Raw genomic sequence first — 19,794 nt, 5'->3', positions numbered from 1 at the left:
GGCCGGGCCGGGTCAGCCCCGCGAAAGCATCGCCAAGTATAAATTCAGCAGATCATTCAGGCGAGTTGTGAAGAATGCAGCCGATGAGTTCTCCTGTCGTGTCGGTGCTGCCGGCCCTGCTGCTGACGCTGAGCGTCGGCCAGGCCGCAGCGCAGACCCAGACGCCCAAAACCACGCCGGCCGCAGTGGCAGCATCGACCTCGGATGCCGCCACTTTCTGCTCCGCTCTTCGCGACCCGGCGGCGGAAGCCCGCTTCGCCTGGCAGGCGAACACGCTGAAGGGGCTCGAGAGCAAGCTCGCCGATACGCTCAAGAAACTCGACGAGCGCAAGGCCGAGCTTCAACTCCTGACCGACCAGCGCGCTGCCGAGGTCAAGCAGGCCGAGGCGCGCATGACCGAGATCTTCTCGCGGATGCGCCCCGATGCCGCCGCGCTCCAGCTCGCGGCGATGGACCAGAGCGTCGCCATTGCGGTGCTGGGCAAGCTCCCGCCACGCGCCGCCAGCGCCGTCCTCAACGAGATGGAGGCCTCCCGGGCCGCCCAGCTCGCCGAAGCCATGGGCGGCCGACGTTCGCCCACTGCCAACAGAACACCCACAACCGGAGGCCAGACCCGATGAAGGCCATCATTCTTTCCGCGTGCGCGCTGACGCTCGCCGGCTGCGGCATGGACATGTCCGAACTCAACCGCGAGCCGCAGCTCTCGCGGGTCGGCAGCGGTCTCGTGACGCAGCGCGATGCGATCCCCCTCGGCACGCCTACGGGGCGCGGCGTCGATGTCGCGTTCAACTCGATCTATACCCGCCAGAGCGAGGATCTCTTCCGCGACACCCGCGCGATGAAGACCGGCGACGTCGTCACGGTGAAGATCTCGATCAACGACAAGGCCAAGCTCGACAACAAATCCGATCGCTCGCGCAACTCGGCCGCGAAGTTCGGGCTGGGTTTCCTCGCCAACTTCAACGGCGCGTCCGGCGACGCCTCGATGAGCGCGAACGCGAATTCGGATTCGTCGTCGCGCGGCCGGGGCCTGACTGACCGCTCGGAAGAGGTCGAGATGTCGGTCGCCGCCGTCGTCACCGAGATCCTGCCCAACGGCAACCTGGTGATCAACGGCTCGCAAGAGGTGCGTGTGAACTACGACATGCGCGTCCTCAACGTCACCGGCATCGTGCGTCCGCGCGACATCACCGGCACCAACACGGTGTCCTACGAGAAGATCGCCGAGGCGCGGATCGCCTATGGCGGGCGCGGCCGCGGCATGGAGGTGCAGCAGCCGGCCTGGGGTCATCAGGTCTTCGACAAGGTCACGCCGTTCTGATGGCCGCCTTGCTCACCAAGCCGGCGGGGGGGCGCAAGCGCCGCGCCTCCTCGCGTCCGGCGCTGCTGGCCGCCGTGCCCATCCTGATCCTGACGGCGCTCGCCGCCGGCGCCGGGACCCTCTGGGGCCTGCGCGTCGTCGGCACGGTCGAGAGCACGGTGATGAAGCGGATGGAGGCGGCGGCGCCGGACCTTTCGGTCAACGCGCAGATGGTCGGCTCGTTGGTTTTGAAGAAGCTCTCGCCGATCGTGACCAACCTCGCCGCGCCCGCCAATACCTGGGTGCGGCTGGAGGCGGCGCTACTGATGGAGCAGAAGGCGGCCGCCGGCGCTGATGCGCTGGTCGGCTCGATCACCGAGGACATCCTGGCCTATCTCCGCAGCGTCACGGCGCGGCAGATGGAAGGGGCGGCCGGCCTGCGCAACCTGCGCGAGGATCTGATCGAGCGGGTCGCGATCCGCTCCAAGGGCCTCGTGCGCGACATCGTCATCGAAACCCTGGTCGTCCAGTGATCAAGCTCCTCGCGACGCTTTCCATCCTGCTGGCCGCCACAGTCGAGGCGGGCGCCCAGTCTTTCGGGCTCGACGGGCTCCTGCCGCCCGGAGGCGCATCGGCCTCGGGCCGCATCGTTCAGATCGTGGCGATGCTGACGATCCTGTCGGTGGCACCTGGCCTTCTGATGATGGTCACGAGCTTCAGCCGCTTCGTGATCGCGCTGTCCTTCCTGCGCTCGGGGCTCGGCCTGCAGAGCACGCCGGCCAACCTGATCCTGATCAGCCTGGCGCTGTTCATGACCTTCTTCGTGATGGCGCCGACCTTCGACCGGGCCTGGCAGGACGGGGTGCTGCCGCTGGTCGAGAGCAGGATCAGCGAAGGCGAGGCCTATACCAAGATCACCGCGCCGTTCCGCGATTTCATGCTGGCGCAGACGCGGCCGCAGGACTTACGCCTGTTCTCCGACATGGCGCCGCCGAGCATCCGCCCGGTCGATCCGGCTGCGGCCGTCGATCTGCGCGTGCTGATCCCGTCCTTCATGATCTCGGAACTGCGGCGGGCCTTCGAGATCGGCTTCCTGATCGCGCTGCCCTTCCTGGTCATCGATATGATCGTGGCGACGATCGTGATGTCGATGGGCATGATGATGCTGCCGCCGACGGTGATCTCGCTGCCGTTCAAGGTGATCTTCTTCGTCCTGATCGACGGCTGGAACCTGCTGATCGGCGGGCTGGTCCGGTCGTTCAGCTAGCGGATGGGACTCGGACGGCGATTGTCCTGGTCCCGAAACTCAACCGTCATCCTGGGCGACCGCAGGTCGTCCCGGGATCCATGATAGGGATCGACATCGCCCTATGATGGATCCCGGAGCTGCGCGGCTTGTCCAGGATGACGCGGAGTTGACGGCGGTTGGGGCCTCCTCAGGCCCACTCGCCCCTGCGGAAGACAGCAACGCGGCTGCCGTCGGCGTGGACGCCGTCGATGTCGACCTGGTCGGAGCCGATCATCCAGTCGATATGGATGAAGCTCTTGTTGCCGCCCTGGGCCGCGATCTGCTCCGGCGTCAGCGTCGCGCCGTCGAGGAAGCATTTCGAATAGCACTGCCCGAGCGCGATATGGCAGGCGGCGTTCTCGTCGAAGAGCGTATTGAAGAACAAGAGCCCGCTCTTCGAAATCGGCGAGGAATGCGGCACCAGCGCCACTTCGCCGAGTCGGCGCGCGCCCTCGTCGGTGTCGAGCACCTTGGCCAGCACGTCGCCACCGCGCGTCGCCTTCGATTCGACGATGCGGCCGGCCTCGAAACGCACCTGGATGTTGTCGATCAGCGTGCCCTGATAGGACAGCGGCTTGGTGCTTGAGACATGGCCCTCGACGCGCCGCGCGTGCGGGGTCGTGAACACCTCCTCGGTCGGGATGTTTGGATTGCAGGTGACGCCGTTCTTCGCCGTCGAGGCCCCACCCTGCCATTCATGGCCGTCGGCGAGGCCGACCGTCAGATCGGTGCCGGGGCCGGAGAAATGCAGCGCCTGGAAGCGCTGACCGTTGAGCCATTGCGTGCGGGTCCGCAGCGTCGCGTTGTGGCTCGCCCAGGCGGCAACCGGATCGCCGGCCTCGACGCGGGAGGCTGCAAAGATAGCGTCGGCAAGCCTGGCGACCGCGATGTCCTCGGCATCACCCGGAAACACCCGGCGGGCCCAGGCGGCGGTCGGAAAGGCGAGGATGTTCCAGTTGATGTCGAAGCCGGCGATCTTCTCGAGCGCGGGCTGGTAGGCGATCGAATTGGCCTTGCTGGCGCGCGAGACCTTCGCCGGGTCCTGCTCCGAGAGCAGCATCGGGTCGTCGCCGACGATGGCGAGGCGCGCCGTGTTATTGGCGAAAGCCTTGGCGACGCCCTCATGCAGCCAGCCGGCCGCCCGGTCGAAGCTGTCGTCGCCGCCGTAGCGGTAGCGGGCAAGCGTGACCTCCTCGTCGGAGAGGATCGGCGTGACGAGGCCGGCGCCGGCCTTGTAGGCGTGCTCGGCGATCTTGCGCACCAGCGGCAGCGCCGCGACCGGCGCCGTCAGGAACAGGTCCTGGCCGGGTTGCAGGTTGAGCCCGACCCGGACGGCGGCCTGCGCCAGCCTGTCGAGCTTTTCGAGGTCGATCGATGCGGGGATGCTGCGCTGATGGATGGTCATGGGACGCCTGGGCTCGCTTGTGTCGGCAGAATCTAGTGCAGAGTCTGGGCTCCGCCAATGGACCATCCCTCATGGGACGTTGCAGGATGACGCCGCTTGCGCCGGAACACCCTTCGGTGCCCTTCGCACGAGATCGCCATGTTCCTGCTCAACACGCATCAAGATCACCGCAAGCCGTTGCTGCCGGCCGATGCCGAATGTCTCGGCGCCGACGCTGCGGCGGAGGTCGAGCGCCATCTGCGACATCGCGAGAATTATGCGGTGACGCCGCTGCATGCGCTGCCGGCGCTGGCGGCCGAGCTCGGGATCGGCGCCGTCCACATCAAGGATGAGGGCCATCGGCTCGGGCTCGGCAGCTTCAAGGCGCTGGGCGGCTCCTATGTCGTGGTCAGGCTCGTGCTGGAGGAGGCCTCGCGCCAATTCGGGCGCCTGGTCGACATCGCGGAGCTGCAGGCGCCCAAGGTGCGGGCAATCGCGGCCGGCATGACCTTCTCCTGCGCGACGGATGGCAATCATGGCCGCTCGGTCGCGCAGGGTGCGCAGCTCGTCGGCGCGCAGGCCGCGATTTTCGTGCATTCCGGCGTCAGCGAGGAGCGCATCGCGGCGATCGCGCGCTTCGGCGCGACGATGATCCGGGCTGAAGGAACCTATGACGATTCGGTGGCCGAGGCGGCGCGTGTCTCCGGAGAAAAGGGCTGGATCGTCGTCTCCGACACCTCATGGCCGGGCTATGAGCGGATTCCCGGGCTGGTGATGCAGGGCTATACGGCGCTGGTCGCCGAGGCGCTGCGCCAGATGCCGCAACCGCCGACCCATGTCTTCGTGCAGGTCGGCGTCGGTGGCATCGCGGCGGCGGTTGCGGCCCATCTCGCGCTCGTGCTGGGCGAGAAGCGGCCGGTCTTCGTCGCGGTCGATCCGGCGCGCGCGGCCTGCATGTTCGAAAGCGCGCGGGCCGGGGAGCCGGTCAAGGCGGCAGTCGGCGAGCCGACGGTGATGGCGATGCTGGACTGCTACGAGCCCTCGCTCGTCGCCTGGCGCATCCTGTCGCGGGTGGCGGATGGCTTCATGACGGTCGAGGACGCGGATGCGGTTGCCGTGATGAACCGGCTGGCGCGTCCGGCGGGCGATGACCCTGTCGTGGTCGCAGGCGAAAGTGGCGGCGCGGGCCTGGCCGGGTTGATCGCAGCGGCGGCAGACCCCGCGATCCGGGCGCAGCTTGGCCTCGGCGCCCATTCGCGCGTCTTCGTCGTCAACACCGAGGGCGCGACCGATCCGCAGCGCTATGCGGAGTTGGTTCACGCGGACTGACGATCTGCGCGTAGCCTGCGAGCGGCATGCCGCCGAGGCATGGCCGCCGCTCAATCCGGCTGGCGCATTCATCTTGGGCCTCTGTCATATATCGTGCGGATTTGCGTTGCGGCCCCGATCTCCGGCGGTCTCGCGACAAACGAGATGGGGAGTTGTCGCTGATGGCCGTTGCGAAAGAAGTGCCTTACCGCACGCAGAACTGGACGCTGGGCAAGCCGATGGCGAGCGGGCGCAACGGCATCGTCGTTTCGCAAAACCGCGAGGCGGCTGAGGCCGGCGCCGCGATCCTCGAGGCCGGCGGCAATGCGGCCGATGCTGCGGTCGCGGCCTGTTTTGCGTTGGCGGCGGTTGAGCCCTGGAACAGCGGTCTCGGCGGCATCGGTTTTGCGGTCGTGCTCAAGGCGAACGAGACCACGGCCAAGGTCGTGGATTTCGGCCCGGTCGCGCCGCGCCGTGCCGATCCGGCGGATTATCCGCTCACCGGCGAGATGAAGAAGGATCTGTTCACCTGGCCCGAGGTGGTGGGCGATGTGAACATCCATGGCCCGCTCTCCTTCCTGATCCCGTCATCGGTCGCCGGCTATGCCGCGCTGAAAGAAAGCTTCGGCACGGCCATGCCGGTGTCGAAGCTGCTGGCACCAGCGATCGCGCTCGCCAGGCGCGGCCTGGCGCAGGACTGGTACACGACGCTCAAGGTCTCCTCCTCGGCGGCGGTGCTGCGGCTCTACGGGGAAAGCGCGCGGATCTATCTGCCGAACGGCCTGCCGCCGGTGCCGCCCTATCAGGGCAAGCCCGGCTTCTTTACGCTCGGCAATCTGGCGGCGACGCTGGAGCGTCTGGCCTCGGCAGGGCTCGATGATTTCTACCATGGCGAACTCGCCGGCCGGCTCGTCGCCGACATCAAGGCGATGGGCGGCGTGGTCGATGCCGAGGATCTCGCCGGCTGCAAGGCGATCATTCGGGACGCGCCGACGATCGACTGGCGCGGCACCCATCTCGTCCACACTGCAGGCGGCTTGACGGCGGCGCCGACGCTGGAGGCGGTGGTCGAGGGCATGGCTGCCGACAAGCCAGCTCCTCACGGCCCCGATGCGGAGTGGTTCGCGACGCTGTCGCGGGTGATGCGCGACGCTTACGCCAGCCGCCTCGAAGGGCTCGGGGCCGCCAAATCTGTTCCAGGCTCGGCGGCGAAGGAACCGGGCGACACCTGCACCACCCATCTGACCGTCGTCGATGGCGACGGCACGCTCGTCTCGGTGACGACGACGCTGCTCTCCTCGATGGGTAGCCGCGTCGTGCTGCCCGATACCGGTGTGCTGATGAACAACGGCATGATGTGGTTCGATCCGCGCCCCGGCAGTGCCAATGCGATCGCGCCCGGCGCCAGGCCTTTGTGCAACATGTGCCCGGTGATCGTGACGCCGAAGAATGGCGGCTGGCCGCGCTATGCCGGCGGCTCCTCGGGCGGCCGACGCATCCTGGCGAGCGTCTACCAGATGCTGGCCTGGACGGTGGATTGCGAGTTGGGCCTCGAGGAAGCCGCGCATCTGCCGCGCATCGACGTCTCCGGCCCGGACCAGACCAGCGCCGATCTGCGCCTGCCTACTGGGACGCTTGCGGCGCTGGAGGCGGCCGGACCGCTCGTCGTCGTCGAGCACGGCGTGCTGCCGATCAACTTCGCCTGCCCCAACCTGATCCGCGTCGATGCCGACGGCGCCGAGGGCATCAGCGATGTGATCTCGCCCTGGTCGGCCGCGGTGGCGGCGAAGCGGTAGGGCCGGAGCACTATTCCGCCATGCTCGCCCTTGTGGCGAGCATCCACGTCTTGGGCATAGCGCTCGATGCAAGAAGACGTGGATGGTCGGGACAAGCCCGACCATGACGGTGAGTGCGCGCCGCGGGCTTGTCAGACCCGCTTCAGGCCCCAGGGATAGGGCGCCGAGCCCTTCTGCATGCCGGTCAGGCTCTTGCGGTAGGCGGTGCGGATCATGAAGACGCCGAGCGGGATCGTCGCTGTGTCTTCCAGCGCGAGCCGGCCCAATGCGGCGGCGGCCTTCTTCTGCGCGGGCTCGTCGGGCGCGTAGAGCCACTCCTCGGCCAGAGCCTCCGCCTTGGCGCTCTCGTACCAGCCGAACCAGCCCTTGGCGCCCTGGCCGCGCACCAGATAGGACAAGGCCGGGTTACCCCAGCCAGTGGTTGAGCCCGTGGTGTGGAAGATGCTCCAGCCGCCCTTCTCGACGGATTCGCGGCTGTTGCGGCGCTGGATGACCGTGCCCCAATCGCTCGCGACGAAATCGACGGTCATGCCGATGCTCTTGAGCAGTTCATAGGTCACGTCGCCGAGCGGGCCGATATCGGGGAAGTCGGTCGGGTTGATGATGACGACCTTCTCGCCATTGTAGCCGGACTCCTTCAGCGCTGCCTTGGCCTTCTCGATGCTCTGGGGCATCAGGTCCTCGAGCTCGCCGTCATAGTACTGGCTGCCGCGGAACCAGAGATTGCGCGAGGTCTTCCAGACCGAGGTATCGTCGCCCTGGGTGGCGCGCATGTAGTCTTCCTGGTTGACCGCCATGCGGACGGCGGCGCGCACCTTCGGGTTGTTGAAGGGCGGCTGCAGGTGGTTGAGCCGCATGATGGCGCCGCGGCCGGACTCGTCGGTGACCTCGCGGGTGATGTCGGGGCTCCGCGCCAGCATCGGCTGCAGGTCGCTGAGCGGGCGCTCCCACCAGTCGACCTCGCCCTTGATCAGCGCGTTGGCCGCCGTCGCCGGATCGGGCAGGATCTGCCATTCGATGCGCTTGAAATTCGCGACCTTGCCGCCGGCATTGCGGCTGGGAGGCTCGGAGCGAGGCTTGTAGCCCTCGAACTTCTCATAGGCGACCTTGCTGCCCGAGACGTATTCCGACGGGATGAAACGATAGGGGCCGGAGCCGATCACCTCGGTCACCTGCTTGGTCGCATCGGTCTGGGCCAGGCGTTCCGGCATAATGAAGAGGGCGCCATCGGCCTTGGCGAGCACGTCGAGCATCATCGGGAAGGCCCGCGTCAGCTTGATCTCGAAGGTCTTGTCGTCCACGGCGGCGGAGGATTCGATGGCCTTGGCGAGAAGCTGGCCGTAAGGGTCGCGCTGGACCCAGCGCTTCAGGCTCTGAAGGCAATCTGCGGCCTTGACGGGCGTGCCGTCATGGAAGGCAAGCCCGTCGCGCAGCTTGAAGCGCCAGCTCTTGCCGTCGGCCGCGACCTCGTGGCTGTCGACCATCTGCGGCTGCGGCTTTCCGGCGAGATCGAGCCCGTAGAGCGTATCGTAGACATAGTAGCCGTGATTGCTGGTCACGGTCGCGGTCGTCCAGACCGGGTCGAGCGCGGTCAGATTGGCCTGCGGCACGAATTTCAGCGTGGTCGCCGCTTGTGCCGACGCGCGTCCGACCATGGACGGCCCGGCCAGTGTCAGGGCAGTCGCGCCCTTCAGGAATGTACGACGCTTCATGGATGTTGACCCCTTCGTGTTCTGATCATTGACGGCATGGAGATGTGCCACGGGAAGGCTGTCTTGGACGTTTCTGTCGTCCCGGCCTGCCGGTCGACGCGCCTGGACGCAACGGCTCAGTCGAAGCCGAGGAAGCCGGGCGCATCGCTGAGCCGTGGCCCGGCCGCGAGCCTGGCGATGTCGGGCACGGGCCGGGCCGTCAGCGGGTCGCCCGCGAGCGCCCGTTCCAGCGCGGCGGCCACTGCCAGCACCTTGGCGTCGCCGCCGCGGGGCCCGACGATCTGCAGGCCGAAGGGCATGCCGTGGTCGTCGAGCCCGACCGGCAGCGAGATCGCCGGATGACCGACGGTGGTGACGGCATAGGCCAGCGCCAGCCAGTGGAAATAGGTCCTTGTCGGCGTGCCGTCGATCTCGGCCGGATAGAGCTCCGACCAGGGCCGTGGGCTCAGCGTCACCGCCGGCGACAGGATGACGTCGTAATCGCCGAAGAAGGACTGCCAGTTCTTGTAGAGCACGGTCTGCTGCTTCAGCGCGCGGGTGATGTCGAGCGCGCCATAGCGCAGCCCTTCCTCGACATTGGCGCGGACATTGGGGCCGACCATCTCGGGCGTGTCGCGGACACGCTCATACATGCCGGCGAGGAAGGAGACCGCGCGCAGCACCTCGAAGGTCTCGTCGGTGCCGGAGCAGTCGGGCGTCGCCTCCTCCGTCGCGGCAAAGAGCGACGAGAAGGAACCGACCTTCTGGGCGAAGACCTTGCGGATGTGTTTCTCGGTGGGTGCGAACCCGAAATCGGGGGTGATCGCGACCTTCAACGAAGCGAGGTCGATGCTGGCCGGCCGCGCGAAATCCTCGGGGCGGCGGACGGTCTGGCCGTGGATCGTCGTCGCCAGCGGGTCGGCCGCGTCGTCGCCGATCATGGTCGAGAGCAGCAGGCAGAGATCGGGCACGGTCCGGGCCATCGGGCCGAGCACCGAGAGCGGGTTCCAGCCGAGCGGGCGCTTCTCGCTCGGCACGAGGCCAGGCGACGGCCTGAAGCCGACGATGCCGTTATAGGCGGCGGGATTGCGCAGCGAGCCGCCGGTGTCCGAACCGGTGGCGATCGGCACCATTCCTGTCGCCAGCACGACGCCGGAGCCGCCCGAGGAGCCGGCGGCGCATTTCATCGGGTCGAACGGGTTTCCGGTCGCGCCATAGACGGCGTTGCGGGTGTTGGCGCCGGCGCCCCATTCAGGCGTGTTGGTCTTGCCGAGCACGATCGCGCCGGCCTGGCGGACCTTGGCGACGATGAGCTGGTCTTCCGCCGGAACATGGTCACGGTAGAGCTGGCTGCCATAGGTGGTGCGCAATCCTGCGACGTTCTCCAGATCTTTGATGCCGATCGGCAGGCCGTGCAAAGCGGGAAGCGCATCGCCGCGCATGGTGGCGGCATCGGCGGCCTTGGCGGCGGAACGGGCGCGCTCATCGTCGCGGGCGACCATGGCGTTGACGGCGGGATCGACGGCGTCGGTGCGGCGGATGCAGCTTTCGAGCAGTTCGACGGCGGAGAGTTTCTTCGCTCCGATCAAGGCACGAGCCTCGACGGCGCTGAGTTCGCAGGGTTCGGTCACGTTGGCAGGCCTTTCGTTGACGGCCGCGCGACGCAAGAGGCGTGCCCGAATCCGGCCGGGGCACTCTAAGCAAAAGCCGGCTGCCGTGAAGTGCCGGCAGCGCAGGGGAGCGTCAGCTTCCCCGCCCGTTCATCGCGAGGCCGTCGCCGCCGGCTGCTGCCCGCCGGCTCGGACCATTGCGAGCGCTGGTGCGAGGCGCTGGGGGTACCTGCCGATCGCCAGAGGGTGGCTTAGCAGGACGATGTCGATGCGCTCGCCGCCTCCTGGGCGCGGCGGCGGAGGCGACGAGACCTGGCCAGCCGATCCTGATCGAGAGCGATCCCCTTGCCGGCTCATTTGAGACCGCTTTACGTGCAGTGGTCGAATGCCGTTCACTCCGATGTCTTGTTACTCCGATGTCTTGGGATCGTTACCCGGGGCAGGTAACAGCTCTTCCCGTACGGGAGCGGAGAATGACCATGAAGAGTTTCATCAAGGGACTGATCGCGGCCGGCATCATGGCGCTTGGCCAATCGGCCTCGGCCGCCGATCCCGCGCTTAACGGGCTCGTTCAGACGCTCACCCGCGCAACGGCATGGCAACAGACGGCCGCGGTCAAGCTCCAGTTCCCGACCTTCCATCCGCAAGGCATGCTCAAGATCGGCGATGCCTTCTTCGTCTCGTCCGTCGATATCAGAAAGCCGACCACCCGCTATCCCGCGCTACAGGACGGCTATGACCGTGATACCGGCGAAGGTGTCGGCCATCTCTTCAAATTCGATGCGCAAGGCAAGCTGCTTGCCGACATCACGCTGGGCGAAGGGGCGATCTATCATCCCGGCGGCATCGACTTCGACGGCAAGGACATCTGGGTTCCCGTCGCCGAATACCGGCCCAACAGCCAGTCCGTCATCTACAAGGTCGATCCGGAGACGATGAAGGCGACCGAGGTCTTCCGTTTCAAGGACCATGTCGGCGGCATCGTCCACAACACCGACGACAAGTCGCTGCATGGGGTGAGCTGGGGTTCGCGCCGCTTCTACGCGTGGCCGCTCGACGCAGCCGGCAAGGTGATGAACGCATCGACGCCGCCGGAGCGACTGCGCGTCACCAATCCGGCGCTCTATATCGACTATCAGGATTGTCATTTCATCGGCATGAGCCGGATGCTCTGCTCCGGCCTGAACAATTACCGCGCGGCCAAGGACGGCCCGGTCTTCCGCCTCGGCGGCCTCGAGATCGTCAGCCTCAAGGACAACCGACCGGTGTTCCAGGTTCCGATCGAACTCTGGTCGCCGTCGGGTTTGCCGATGACTCAGAACCCGTTTTGGGTTGAGCCGACGGGGCAGGGCGTGCGGGCCTATTTCATGCCGGACGACGATCAGTCCACGCTGTTCACCTATGAGGCGGTGACGAAATAAGCGTCGGCTTTCAGCTGCCCTGCCCGCCCATCGCCAGCCCGAGGAAGAGTGCCGCGCCGAGCACCGCGACGAAGGCGGCGGCGAGCAATTCGAGCCCGGCGATGATCCGCGCACTGCGCAGCGAGGAGCCGCCGGCCAGCCTGAGCGCGGCGAATTTGAAGAAGACCGCCAGCGCCGCGAGCGCACCCGTCGTCAGGGCCGTGCCGAGCGCCATGGCGAAGGTCGCGGCGATGCCGGCCCAGAACAGGCCCTGAGACGCCGCGAAGACCAGGATGATCAGGGCGCCTGCGCAGGGGCGCAGGCCCGCCGCGAAGACGACGCCGGCCATTTCGCGCCAGCCGCGCAATCGGGCGATCTCGTCGGGGCCGGGCATATGGACATGGTCGCAGGAGGGATCATGCGCCTGCGCGCCATGGCCGAGCGCCAAGAGCGCGCCTGCCTTGCGCCAGAGCACGAAGGCGCCGACCAGGGCGACCAGGGCGAAGCTCGCACGCTCGATGACGTCGGTGGCGACGGCCATCGTCTGGACCGTCTGACGCAGCGCGATGGTCAGCGTGCCGACGAGCGCGACTGCGACCAGGGCCTGCAGGGCGGCGGCGGCGAAGCTCAAGGCGAGGCCGCGCCGCAGGCTGCGGTCATCGGCGACGATATAGCCGGAGATCACCGCCTTGCCATGGCCAGGGCCGGCGGCATGAAAGACGCCATAGCCGAAGGAGAGCGCCAGCAGGCCCCAGAGCGCGGCCGGATTTGCGGCCACGGCCTTCAGCGTCGCGGTCAGATCGCGGTAGAACGCGGATTGCCAGGCGAGGATCATCCCGCCGATGCCGGTGGTCGAGGGCAGGGATTCGCGCGGCAAAGGCACGCCGAAGGGATTGCGCGGCGGCGGTAGCGGCGGTGGGCTCCAGGCGCCGATGACGGCGGCCAGCAGCGCGAGCCCGCCTGCGACGAGCGCGATGGCGAGCGCCATCACGCTCAGCCGGCGCGACAGCGCGGGCCATGGCATCGCGGCGATACGCGGCACGTTCAGGGACATCTTGGGATCACGGACATGCCACGAGCGCGCGGGTCGTAACCTGCAACCCGCTGGTGTCGGGGGTGGCGGTGATGTCCTCCTGCGCCAGCTTCTGCTGGACTGTGGGGTCGAGCTTCGGCGGGCGGGCGACACGGACGATGCAGCCCTTGGGTGCGTCGCGTGTGATCACGGCATCGGGCGCATCGACGATGTCGAAGGCGACGAAATAGCTGGGGTCGCCGATCTCGATGCCGAAGGAGCGGTTGGCATGGGGGGGCGTCTTCAGCGGCAGCGTATAGGTCAGCGTCAGGATCTTGTTTTCGAACACCAGCCCGGCCTCGCTCGGCTGGCCGAATTCCTGGGCCTTGCCATTGGCCTTGGCGGTGGTGAAGAAGCCAACATCGGGCAGGGATTCGACATTGACCTTGGCGAGCTCGGCGAGCTCGTCGGGCGTCAGCTTGCCGTCGCCGTTCTTGTCCAACCCTTGCGTGATATAGGCCGAATAAGCCTCGTCGAAGCTCCAGATGTGCTTCAGTGCCCTGACCGTGCCATCGGGCGCATAGAGGATTTCGGCCCGTGCCGTGACGAAGACATGCGGATGGGCCACGGCGGGAGCTGAAAAGCCCAGGAGACCGAGGCAGCCGGCGAGCGCGAGCAGAGCGGAACGGACCGGCGGCTGCGTCAAGGCTGACATCCTTTGCATGCGTCGAAGCTGATGCGGCGTGGTTGACGCATGATGGACCATGCCACCCCGGCGCACCATCGGGCGATGCCTGCGTCGCCCAGAAACGGGGCCAAATCGCGGCGCCGTCCAGCGGACGGTTGGCTCACGCGGCAAAAGTCGCACTTGCCCCGGCTGCCCGGCATGGTGTCCCTTCGTTTCGGCCGCCCGGCCTTGCCAATGGTAACGAGTCGCCTGTGATCGATCCCAACGAACTTCGCGCCATCGCCGCCTGGTCACGCGACCTGCGCGAGGAGGAGTTCGAGGAGGCGCGACGCGGCATCAGCTTCAAGGCTTACGGCAAGGGCGCGAACATCTGCCATGTCGGCGACCGGATGGAAGCCTGGACCGGCATTGCCGAGGGGCTGGTCAAGATGTCGACGACGTCGAAGACCGGCAAATCCGCGACGCTCGCCGGCATGAGAGCCGGGGCCTGGTTCGGCGAGGGCACGGTGATCAAGGGCGAACTGCGCCGGTATGAACTGGTGGCGCTGCGCGAGACGAGGCTGGCGCTGATGCGGCGTTCGAGCTTCCTGTGGCTGTTCGAGCATTCGGCCGCGTTCAACCGCTTCCTCGTGCACCAGTTCAACGAGCGCCTCGCCCAGTTCATCGCGCTGGCGGAAACCGAGCGCACGCTCGACTCGACGGGCCGGCTGGCGCGCAACCTCGCCTGGCTGTTCAACCCGACGCTCTATCCCGACAAGGGCCGCACGCTCGAGGTCAGCCAGGAGGAACTCGGCCTGCTCGCCGGCATGTCGCGCCAGATCGCCAATCAGGGGCTGCAAAAGCTCGCCGGGCTCGGCCTGCTCGAGATCGGGCATGGCAGCGTGACGATTCTCGATGTCGAGAGGCTGGCGCGCTACGAGGGATGAGCGGCAGCGCCGGCAATGACGGAACGGGACATGCTGCGCCTGCAGGGCGCGATCATAATCGCGTGTACCAGCCTGCCGGACACATCTCTGCAAGACGATAGTCTCCGAAAGACGAATTGTCTGTCAAGCCTGCCCTTGCAAAGCTCATGCACGGCTGCGAGGCTCAGCCCAACGACAAGGGCCGAATGGCCTGAACGAAGGCAGGCGCCATGTACGCCGGCTGCTCAGGGTGGAGATGGACGATGGCAAGCGCGAGCGCCGGCCAGGCGGATACCTTTCCGAAATTGCTGCTGCGCAATGCGCGTGAGCGCGGCGGTCGCGTGGCGTTCCGCCACAAGGACCTCGGCATCTGGCAGTCCTGGAACTGGGCGGAGGTCGCCGAGCAGGTCCGCGGCTTCGCGCGGCAATTGCAGACTCTTGGGCTGAAGCGCGGCGAGAAGGTCGCGATCATCGGCTACAACCGGCCGCGTCTCTACTGGTCGATGGCGGCCGCGCAATGGCTGGGGGCCGTGCCGGTGCCTGTTTATGCCGACAGCGTCGCCGACGAGATGGCTTATGTGCTGGATCATGCCGAGGCGGTCTTCGCCGTGGTGCAGGACCAGGAGCAGGTCGACAAGATCCTCTCGATCGCGGAGCGCCTGCCGAATCTGCGCCACATGCTCTATGACGAGCCGCGCGGTTTGCGCGACTACGACCATGGCAAGCTGCATGCGATCGACGAGATCATCGCGACCGGGCGTAAGGACCTCGCTTCGAACCCTGATGCTGCCGTCGCGCTGGAGCGCGAAATGCAGGCCGGTTCAGGCTCGGACCTCGGCATCATCCTCTACACCTCGGGTACCACCGGCCGGCCCAAGGGCGTCATGCTCAGCCATTACAACATCATCACGGCTGCCGAGATCGGCTGCCAGTTCGACGGGCTGAACGAGAGCGACGAGATCATCGCCTATCTGCCGATCGCCTGGGTCGGCGACCATGTCTTCTCCTATGCGCAGGCGATCGTCGCCGGCTTCTGCGTCAATTGCCCGGAGGGGCCGGAAACCGTGATCGACGACCGGCGCGAGGTCGGCACGACCTATGCCTTCGCGCCGCCGCGCGTCTTCGAGACCATGCTGACGCTGACCATGGTGCGCATGGAGGATGCCAGCGCGCTAAAGCGGAAGATGTTCCACTACTTCCTTGGTGTAGCGAAGCAGTATGGCGAGCGGGTCCTGAACGGGGAGAGCGTGCCGCTCGGCGGCCGCCTGCTCTACGGGCTCGGCAACATCCTGGTCTACGGCCCCCTGCGCAACCGCTTCGGCCTGACCAAGATCAAGGTCGGCTATACCGCTGGCGAGGCGATCGGCCCTGAGCTGTTCAGGTTCTACCGCTCGATCGGCATCAACCTGAAGCAGCTCTACGGACAGACGGAAGCCGGCATCTACATCACCATGCAGCCGAACGGCGAGATCCGGGCCGATACGGTCGGGCGCCCGGCGCCGCTGGTCGAGATCCGGATCGACGAGAATGGCGAGGTGCTCTACCGCTCGCCCTCGATCTTCGGCGGCTATTACAAGGACCCCGAGAAAACAGCCGAGACGATGACCGCCGATGGCTATGTCCGTTCCGGCGATGCCGGATTCTTCGACGAGGAGGGGCATCTCAAGATCATCGACCGGGCCAAGGATGTCGGCAAGCTCAGCAGCGGCGAGCTGTTCCCACCGAAATACATCGAGAACAAGCTGAAATTCTATCCCAACATCAAGGAGGCCGTGGCCTTCGGCCAAGGCCGCGACTACGCGACCGTCGCGCTCAACATCGACCTGACGGCGGTGGGCAACTGGGCCGAGCGCAACAACGTCGTCTACGCTTCCTACCAGGAGCTCGCCGGGCACGATCTCGTCTACGACATGATCGCTCAGCATGTCGACGAGGTGAACCGCTCGCTGGCTGCCGAGCCGCTGATGGGCGGGGCGCAGATCCGGCGCTTCCTGATCCTGCACAAGGAACTCGATGCCGATGACGGCGAGCTGACGCGCACGCAGAAGGTCCGGCGCGGCTTTATCGCCGAGCGCTACGCCCCGCTGGTCGAGGCGCTCTATGACGGTTCCCAGGCTGCCGACATCTCCACCGAGGTGACCTTCGAAGATGGCCGCAAGGGTGTGATCTCGGCCAACGTCAAGGTGCGCGACGCCAAGACCTATCCGGCGACCGCGCCCGAGCGTCCGCTTCCGGCGAGGGCGGCATGAACGCGGAATCCATGAACGTGACCGGCGAACCGATCCGCGAGACGAGCGAAGTGCTTCTTTCCGTCCAGAACGTCTCGCTGCGCTTTGGCGGTGTGAAGGCGATCTCGGATGTCTCCTTCGATATCCGCAAGGGCGAGGTGCGCGCGATCATCGGCCCCAACGGCGCCGGCAAGACCTCAATGCTGAACTGCATCAACGGCTTCTACCAGCCGCAGGAGGGCCAGATCACCTTCAAGGGCCAGCGCCGCGACAGGATGAAGCCGCATCGCGCGGCCGCCGCCGGCATCGCGCGGACCTTCCAGAACGTCGCGCTGTTCAAGGGCATGTCGACGCTCGACAACATCATGACCGGGCGCACGCTGAAGATGAAGCGCGGCTTCTTCTGGCAGGCGCTGCGCCACGGCCCGGCGATGACGGAGGAGATCGAGCACCGCCGCGTGGTCGAGGACATCATCGACTTCCTGCAGATCGAGCACATCCGCAAGCTGCCTGTCGGCAAGCTGCCCTACGGCCTGCAGAAGCGCGTCGAGCTCGGCCGGGCGCTGGCGATGGAGCCGGAGCTGCTCCTGCTCGACGAGCCGATGGCCGGCATGAACCTCGAGGAGAAGGAGGACATGTGCCGCTTCATCCTCGACGTGAACCAGCAATTCGGCACCACGATCGCGTTGATCGAGCACGATATGGGCGTGGTCATGGACCTCTCCGACCGCGTCGTCGTGCTCGAATATGGCCGCAAGATCGCCGACGGCACGCCCAGCGAGGTGAAGGCCGACCAGAAGGTGATCGATGCCTATTTGGGAGTGGCGCATTGATGGACCGCACCCGTCTCACCCTCAGCCCTCATCCTGAGGAGCGCTCCGCAGGAGCGCGTCTCGAAGGATGCTCCAGAGGGCTCTTTCGGCGCGAGCTGGAACATCCTTCGAGACGCCGCTTCGCGGCTCCTCAGGATGAGGGCTCGTTTCAATTGCCGATGATTTGGAAGGCGCAACCATGAGCGACGTTGCCGCACGGCCCGCGCCGAACCTTCTCGCCAACCCCTGGATCAAGGCCGGGTTGATCCTGGCCGCCATCGTCGCCGCCGCGATCCTCGGCGCGCGGCTCGACACCTCCGGCACGCTCTACAAGATCTTCATCGATCCGTTCGAGCAGATGGCCGCGGCGCCCGACCTGCTGGTCCAGGCCGTCTGGGAGGGGCTGGTCTCGGGCGTGCTTTACGCGCTGATCGCGCTCGGCTTCGTGCTGATCTTCAAGGCCTCTGGCGTGTTCAACTTCGCGCAGGGGATCATGGTCGTGTTCTCGGCGCTGACGCTGGTCGGGCTGCATGAGAAGGGCGTGCCGGCCTGGCTCGCGGTGATCCTGACGCTCGGCGTGATGTTCGTGCTGGCGGTGGCGATCGAGCGGGTGGTGCTGCGCCCGCTGGTCAACCAGCCCGACATCATCCTGTTCATGGCGACCTTCGGCATCACCTATTTCCTGATCGGGCTCGGCGAATCCGTCTTTGGCGGCAACCCCAAGCAGATGATCGCCGACCAGCTCTGGCTGCCCAAGGGCGCGGTCGATCTGAAGATACTCGGCGGGCTGGTCTCGCTGCAGAAGATCGACATTGCGGCTGCGATCATCGCTTCGGTGATGATCGCGGTGCTGGCGCTGTTCTTCCAGTACACCCGCATCGGGCGGGCGCTGCGCGCGGTCGCCGACAGCCACAAGGCGGCGCTCTCGGTTGGCATCTCCTTGAACCAGATCTGGGTCATCGTCTGGTTCACCGCCGGCATCGTCGCGCTGATCACCGGCATCATGTGGGGCGCGCGTTCGGACGTCTCCTTCGCGCTCGAGATCGTGGCGCTGAAGGCGCTTCCCGTGCTGATCCTTGGCGGTTTCACCTCGATCCCCGGCGCGATCATCGGCGGGCTGATCATCGGCATCGGCGAGAAGATCGGCGAGTTCTACTGGGGCCCGCTGATCGGCGGCGGCATCGAGAGCTGGCTGGCCTATTTCATCGCGCTGGGCTTCCTGCTGTTCAGGCCGCAGGGCCTGTTCGGCGACAAGATCATCGAGCGGATTTGAGGGCCAAGCCATGTTCTACCGCGAGGCCGGCCAGTTCAAATCCACCTACCAGGCCGACATGGCCGTGTTTCCGATCCGGCAGGACCGGATCGGGCTCGCCGTGATCCTGTTGATCGCCTTCATCGGCATACCCTTGATCGGCAACGACTTCTTCATCACCTCGGTGATGATCCCGTTCCTGGTGTTCTCGCTGGCAGCGATCGGGCTCAACATCCTGACCGGCTATACCGGACTGATCTCGCTTGGCACCGCGGCCTTCATGGGGGTCGGCGCTTATGCGGCCTACAAGATGACGACAGCTTTTCCCGGCGTGAACATCATCTTCCTGATCCTGGTGTCCGGCCTGTTCTCGGCGGCAATCGGCGTGCTGTTCGGCCTGCCTTCGCTGCGGATCAAGGGCTTCTACCTGGCGGTCGCGACGCTCGCCGCGCAGTTCTTCCTGCAATGGGCTTTCGTGCGCGTGCCCTGGCTGTTCAACTACAACGCCTCGGGCGCGATCGAGGTGCCGCAGCGTCTGTTGTTCGGCATTCCCATCACCGGCGCCTCGGCCGCGCCTGAGACGCGGTATTATGTCTGCCTCGTCCTCGTCGTCATGCTGACCTGGTTCGCCTCGAACCTCGTCCATGGCAAGATAGGGCGCTCCTGGATGGCGGTGCGCGACATGGACATTGCCGCCGAATTGATGGGCATCAAATTGCTCAACGCCAAGCTGCTCGCCTTCGCGGTCTCGTCCTTCTATGCCGGCGTCGCCGGCGCGATGATGATCTTCCTCTGGTACGGCGGCGGCGAAGCGGCCGACGTGTTCAACATCCGACTCTCCTTCAACATCCTGTTCATGGTCATCATCGGGGGCCTGGGCTCGCTGATCGGCTCCTTCCTCGGGGCGGCCTTCATCGCCAGCCTGCCGACGATCATGAAGTTCGGCCTGCCGGCACTCGGCGTGCCGCTGTCTGGCGCCACGGCCGAGCATGTCACCTTCATGCTGGTCGGCGCGCTGATCATCGTCTTCCTGATCGTCGAGCCGCATGGGCTGGCGCGGCTCTGGCAGATCGGGAAGCAGAAATTGCGGACATGGCCGTTCCCATACTGAGGCGGGGAC

At 66.4% G+C, this 19,794-nt stretch carries 17 protein-coding genes; 12 read left to right on the top strand and 5 right to left on the bottom strand.

The features are described 5' to 3' along the window. The first annotated feature begins 83 nt into the window (after positions 1-83). The 4 genes from AC1DYU_RS13080 to fliP are packed head-to-tail and all read left to right on the top strand — an operon-like array spanning position 84 to position 2,567. The gene (locus tag AC1DYU_RS13080; RefSeq protein ID WP_476791997.1) at positions 84-620 is read left to right on the top strand and encodes a MotE family protein; all 537 of its coding nucleotides are present in this window, start codon (positions 84-86) and stop codon (positions 618-620) included. Further along, positions 617-1,321: a flagellar basal body L-ring protein FlgH gene (gene flgH, locus AC1DYU_RS13075; protein WP_476791996.1), complete on the top strand. Its 705-nt coding sequence runs from the start codon at positions 617-619 to the stop codon at positions 1,319-1,321. Before AC1DYU_RS13080 ends, flgH begins: the two co-directional genes overlap by 4 nt. Then, positions 1,321-1,833 (top strand): flagellar basal body-associated FliL family protein, encoded by a 513-nt coding sequence (locus AC1DYU_RS13070; protein WP_476791995.1) that lies wholly within the window; start codon positions 1,321-1,323, stop codon positions 1,831-1,833. Before flgH ends, AC1DYU_RS13070 begins: the two co-directional genes overlap by 1 nt. Further along, positions 1,833-2,567, top strand: a complete 735-nt coding sequence (gene fliP / locus AC1DYU_RS13065) for a flagellar type III secretion system pore protein FliP (RefSeq protein ID WP_476792105.1) — start codon at positions 1,833-1,835, stop codon at positions 2,565-2,567. The genes AC1DYU_RS13070 and fliP overlap by 1 nt, the downstream gene beginning before the upstream one ends. 169 nt (positions 2,568-2,736) lie before the next feature. On the opposite strand, the gene AC1DYU_RS13060 is transcribed toward fliP, so the two are convergent. Further along, the gene (locus tag AC1DYU_RS13060) at positions 2,737-3,993 is read right to left on the bottom strand and encodes an aminopeptidase (RefSeq protein ID WP_476791994.1); all 1,257 of its coding nucleotides are present in this window, start codon (positions 3,991-3,993) and stop codon (positions 2,737-2,739) included. Between the two features lie 138 nt (positions 3,994-4,131). Here AC1DYU_RS13060 and AC1DYU_RS13055 point away from each other — a divergent pair, with 138 nt between their 5' ends. Both AC1DYU_RS13055 and AC1DYU_RS13050 read left to right on the top strand, forming a co-directional pair. After that, positions 4,132-5,301: a diaminopropionate ammonia-lyase gene (locus AC1DYU_RS13055; protein ID WP_476791993.1), complete on the top strand. Its 1,170-nt coding sequence runs from the start codon at positions 4,132-4,134 to the stop codon at positions 5,299-5,301. 161 nt (positions 5,302-5,462) lie between these two features. After that, complete coding sequence (locus tag AC1DYU_RS13050) at positions 5,463-7,076, top strand: gamma-glutamyltransferase (RefSeq protein ID WP_476791992.1); 1,614 nt, start codon at positions 5,463-5,465, stop codon at positions 7,074-7,076. Between the two features lie 131 nt (positions 7,077-7,207). Here AC1DYU_RS13050 and AC1DYU_RS13045 read toward each other — a convergent pair whose 3' ends face one another. Both AC1DYU_RS13045 and AC1DYU_RS13040 read right to left on the bottom strand, forming a co-directional pair. Then, entirely contained in the window at positions 7,208-8,788 is a 1,581-nt protein-coding gene (locus AC1DYU_RS13045) for an ABC transporter substrate-binding protein (RefSeq protein WP_476791991.1), read from the bottom strand. Between the two features lie 116 nt (positions 8,789-8,904). Further along, positions 8,905-10,398 (bottom strand): amidase, encoded by a 1,494-nt coding sequence (locus AC1DYU_RS13040; RefSeq protein WP_476791990.1) that lies wholly within the window; start codon positions 10,396-10,398, stop codon positions 8,905-8,907. Between the two features lie 458 nt (positions 10,399-10,856). On the opposite strand from AC1DYU_RS13040, the gene AC1DYU_RS13035 reads away from it, so the two are divergent. Continuing rightward, entirely contained in the window at positions 10,857-11,798 is a 942-nt protein-coding gene (locus AC1DYU_RS13035; protein WP_476791989.1) for a DUF6454 family protein, read from the top strand. A 10-nt stretch (positions 11,799-11,808) separates the two neighbouring features. Here AC1DYU_RS13035 and AC1DYU_RS13030 read toward each other — a convergent pair whose 3' ends face one another. Then, positions 11,809-12,831, bottom strand: coding sequence for a nickel/cobalt transporter (locus tag AC1DYU_RS13030; protein ID WP_476791988.1), 1,023 nt, complete (start codon positions 12,829-12,831; stop codon positions 11,809-11,811). 7 nt (positions 12,832-12,838) lie between these two features. Further along, positions 12,839-13,495: a DUF1007 family protein gene (locus AC1DYU_RS13025; protein ID WP_476791987.1), complete on the bottom strand. Its 657-nt coding sequence runs from the start codon at positions 13,493-13,495 to the stop codon at positions 12,839-12,841. Positions 13,496-13,728: 233 nt separating this feature from the next. Between AC1DYU_RS13025 and AC1DYU_RS13020 the strand changes: the two genes are divergently transcribed. The 5 genes from AC1DYU_RS13020 to AC1DYU_RS13000 all read left to right on the top strand — a co-directional run bounded on the left by AC1DYU_RS13020 (position 13,729) and on the right by AC1DYU_RS13000 (position 19,785). Beyond that, positions 13,729-14,403, top strand: coding sequence for a Crp/Fnr family transcriptional regulator (locus AC1DYU_RS13020; protein WP_158482448.1), 675 nt, complete (start codon positions 13,729-13,731; stop codon positions 14,401-14,403). A 242-nt stretch (positions 14,404-14,645) separates the two neighbouring features. Next, positions 14,646-16,631: an AMP-dependent synthetase/ligase gene (locus tag AC1DYU_RS13015; RefSeq protein WP_476791986.1), complete on the top strand. Its 1,986-nt coding sequence runs from the start codon at positions 14,646-14,648 to the stop codon at positions 16,629-16,631. After that, a complete protein-coding gene (locus AC1DYU_RS13010; RefSeq protein WP_476791985.1) occupies positions 16,628-17,443 on the top strand; it encodes an ABC transporter ATP-binding protein in 816 nt (271 codons plus the stop codon). The genes AC1DYU_RS13015 and AC1DYU_RS13010 overlap by 4 nt, the downstream gene beginning before the upstream one ends. Before the next feature lie 337 nt (positions 17,444-17,780). Further along, positions 17,781-18,695 carry a branched-chain amino acid ABC transporter permease gene (locus tag AC1DYU_RS13005; RefSeq protein ID WP_476792104.1) on the top strand — a complete coding sequence of 305 codons (915 nt, stop codon included), beginning with the start codon at positions 17,781-17,783 and terminating at the stop codon, positions 18,693-18,695. A gap of 10 nt (positions 18,696-18,705) precedes the next feature. Then, complete coding sequence (locus AC1DYU_RS13000) at positions 18,706-19,785, top strand: branched-chain amino acid ABC transporter permease (protein WP_476791984.1); 1,080 nt, start codon at positions 18,706-18,708, stop codon at positions 19,783-19,785. Positions 19,786-19,794 lie beyond the last annotated feature (9 nt).

This window comes from Allobosea sp. P2_B12 (assembly GCF_056404835.1).
The sequence above is the reverse complement of the archived record's forward strand: the minus strand, read 5'-3'. Positions and strand labels throughout refer to the sequence as shown.